This window comes from Arthrobacter sp. Y81 (genome assembly GCF_002929335.1).
Lineage (GTDB): Bacteria > Actinomycetota > Actinomycetes > Actinomycetales > Micrococcaceae > Arthrobacter.
On the sequence record NZ_PJIL01000044.1, the window covers coordinates 1 to 3,178 of the forward strand.

Sequence of the window (3,178 nt, forward strand, 5' to 3'; positions counted from 1 at the left end):
AGCACTCCACGACATTGACGGCGAGGCCGCCCATGGCGGTTTCCTTGTATTTGGAGCTCATGTCCTTGCCGGTTTCGCGCATGGTCACGATGACTTCGTCGAGGGAGACCCGGTGCGTGCCGTCGCCCCAGAGCGCCATTTTGGCGGCGTTGATGGCCTTCGCGGCGGCGATGGCGTTGCGTTCGATGCAGGGGATCTGCACCAGCCCGCCGATCGGGTCGCAGGTCAGGCCGAGGTTGTGTTCCATCGCGATTTCCGCGGCGTTCTCGACCTGCTGCGGGGTCCCGCCCATGACTTCGGCCAGCCCGGCGGCGGCCATCGAGGACGCCGAGCCGACCTCGCCCTGGCAGCCGACCTCGGCGCCGGAGATCGAGGCCTGTTCCTTGTACAGCACCCCGACCGCGGCCGCGGTCAGCAGGAACTTCACCACCACATCGTCCCGGTCCTGCTGGGTGGCCACATCCATGCCGGGGGCGAAATGCAGCGCGTAGTAGAGCACGGCCGGGATGATGCCGGCGGCACCGTTCGTCGGGGCGGTGACCACCCGGCCGCCGGAGGCGTTCTCCTCGTTCACGGCCAGCGCGATCAGGTTCACCCATTCCTGCCAGTACTTCGGGTCCCGGTACCCGGGATCATGGTCCCGGCTTTCCTTCAGGAGCCGCTCGTGCCAGTCCGGGGCCCGACGGCGGACCTTCAGCCCGCCGGGCAGCAGCCCCTCACGCTTCAGGCTGGTTTCCACGCAGCCTTCCATCACCGAATAGATGTGCAACAGGCCCGCCCGGATCTCCTCCTCCGACCGGGAGTCACGTTCGTTCACGAACATGATCTCCCCGATGGACAGGCCCTTGGACTGGCAGCGGCCCAGCAGCTCCGCGGCCGTGCGGAACGGCAGCGGCAGCTCCTTCTTGGACTCATCGAGTTCCTTCAGCGCCGCGTCCTCCTCGCCCTCGCGGACGATGAAGCCGCCGCCCACCGAGAAGAACGTGGCACGGTGCAGGACCTCCCCGGCCGCGTCGGAGACCGTGAACGTCATGCCGTTGGTATGCCGCGGCAGGATGGTCAGCGGCCGCAGCACCATGTCCTGCACCCCGTAGGGCAGCTGCACGGACCCCGCCAGCTGCAGTTTCCCGGACTCGGCGATGGCAGCCAGCCGCTCCTCCACCTCATCGGGAAGGATCTTCTCCGGGTGGAAGCCCTCCAGGCCCAACAGGATGGCCGTCATCGTGCCGTGGCCCTGCCCGGTCGCGGCGAGCGAACCGTACAGGTCGACACGCAGCGACGCCACCCTGTCCAGCGCGCCGGAGCCCTTGAGCTCCTCGGCGAACACCGCGGCAGCCCGCATCGGACCCACCGTATGTGAACTGGACGGTCCTATCCCGATGGAAAAAAGGTCAAAGACTCCAACGGCCATGATCGGTTCCTAACTAGGTCTAACTGTGGTCCGGCAGATGGTCCTGCCGGAAGGCCGCGTACCGCCGGTCGGCGGGCACACTGCCGGATACGCGGCGCCGGGCGGCAGCTTGTGGCGGCCGCCCGGCGTCGTGATCTGTACTTCTGTCATACGTCCTCTAGCCGAGGTTGGCAACCGAGGGGTAGAGCGGGTGGGCGTCGGCGAGGGCTTCGACCCGGGAACGCAGGCCGGAGAGGTCCGCGCCGGCCTCGGCGATCAGCGCCTCGGCGATGATATCGGCGACCTCGGCGAAGGCCGCCTCGCCGAACCCGCGGGTCGCCAGCGCCGGGGTGCCGATCCGCAGCCCGGAGGTGACCATCGGCGGGCGCGGATCGAACGGCACCGCGTTGCGGTTGACCGTGATGTCGATTTCCGCGAGCCGGTCCTCGGCCTCCTGGCCGTTGAGCTCGCAGTCGCGCAGGTCCACCAGGACCAGGTGCACGTCCGTGCCGCCGGAGATCACGTTGATCCCCTTGGCGGTCACATCCGGCTGGACCAGCCGCGCGGCCAGGATCCGGGCACCGGCCAGAACGCGCTCCTGGCGTTCCCTGAACTCCGCGGACGCCGCGATCTTGAACGCCACCGCCTTGCCCGCGATCACGTGCTCCAGCGGCCCGCCCTGCTGGCCCGGGAACACCGCCGAGTTGATCTTCTTCGCAATCGCGGCGTCGTTGGAGAGGATGATCCCGCCGCGCGGACCGGCCAGGGTCTTGTGCGTCGTGGAGGTCGTCACGTGCGCGTAAGGGACCGGGCTCGGGTGGAGGCCTGCGGCGACGAGCCCGGCGAAATGCGCCATGTCCACCATCAGGTACGCCCCCACCGAGTCCGCGATCCGGCGGAACTCGGCGAAGTCCAGCTGCCGGGCATACGCGGACCAGCCGGCAACGATCAGCTGCGGCTTGTGCTCCTGTGCCAGGCGCTCCACCTCGGCCATGTCGATCCGGTGGTCCTCTTCACGGACCTGGTACGGGATCACGTTGTACAGCCGGCCGGAGAAGTTGATCTTCATCCCGTGCGTCAGGTGCCCGCCGTGCGCGAGGTTCAGGCCCATGATCGTATCGCCCGGCTTGATCAGCGCGTGCATCACCGAAGCGTTCGCCTGCGCGCCCGAGTGCGGCTGCACGTTCGCGAACTCCGCACCGAACAAGGCCTTCACCCGGTCAATCGCCAGCTGCTCGATCACGTCAACGTGCTCACAACCACCGTAGTACCGCTTGCCCGGGTACCCCTCGGCGTACTTGTTCGTCAGCACCGAACCCTGCGCCTGCATCACCGCCACGGCCGTATGGTTCTCCGACGCAATCATCTCCAGGCCCGTGCGCTGGCGGGCCAGTTCGTCGTCGATCTTCGCCGCGATCTCCGGGTCCAGCTCGGACAGCTGCGCGTCCAGGCTCGGCGAGACTACCTGCTCAAACGCCGTTGCGGTGCCTGCGGCACCTGCCCCGCTCACAGTTCGCCACCGTTCTTCGATGCGTACTCCTGCGCCGAGAGCAGCGGCCCCTCGGACTCCGCAGCCACCTTGAACAGCCAGCCGGCACCGTACGGGTCACTGTTGATCAGCGCCGGGTCGTCAACGACGGCGGGGTTGATCTCCGTGACCTCGCCGGTCACCGGGGAGTACAGGTCCGAGACGGACTTCGTGGACTCCACCTCACCGCAGGTCTCCCCCGCGGTCACCGCGGCGCCAACCTCGGGCAGGTCCACGTACACAATGTCGCCCAGGGCATC

The 3,178-nt window shown here is 68.0% G+C and carries 3 protein-coding genes; all 3 read right to left on the reverse strand.

Annotation, left to right across the window (positions count from 1 at the left end; translation table 11 throughout):
* A partial coding sequence (locus tag CXQ91_RS24055; RefSeq protein WP_104176356.1) for an L-serine ammonia-lyase occupies nt 1–1,411 on the reverse strand: 1,411 nt, incomplete at its 3' end.
* Between the two features lie 157 nt (nt 1,412–1,568).
* Nucleotides 1,569–2,900 carry a serine hydroxymethyltransferase gene (gene glyA / locus CXQ91_RS24060; RefSeq protein WP_104176357.1) on the reverse strand — a complete coding sequence of 444 codons (1,332 nt, stop codon included), beginning with the start codon at nt 2,898–2,900 and terminating at the stop codon, nt 1,569–1,571.
* The coding region (locus tag CXQ91_RS24065) for a glycine cleavage system protein H (protein WP_104176358.1) at nt 2,897–3,178 on the reverse strand (282 nt) is incomplete at its 5' end. The genes glyA and CXQ91_RS24065, both read right to left, overlap by 4 nt.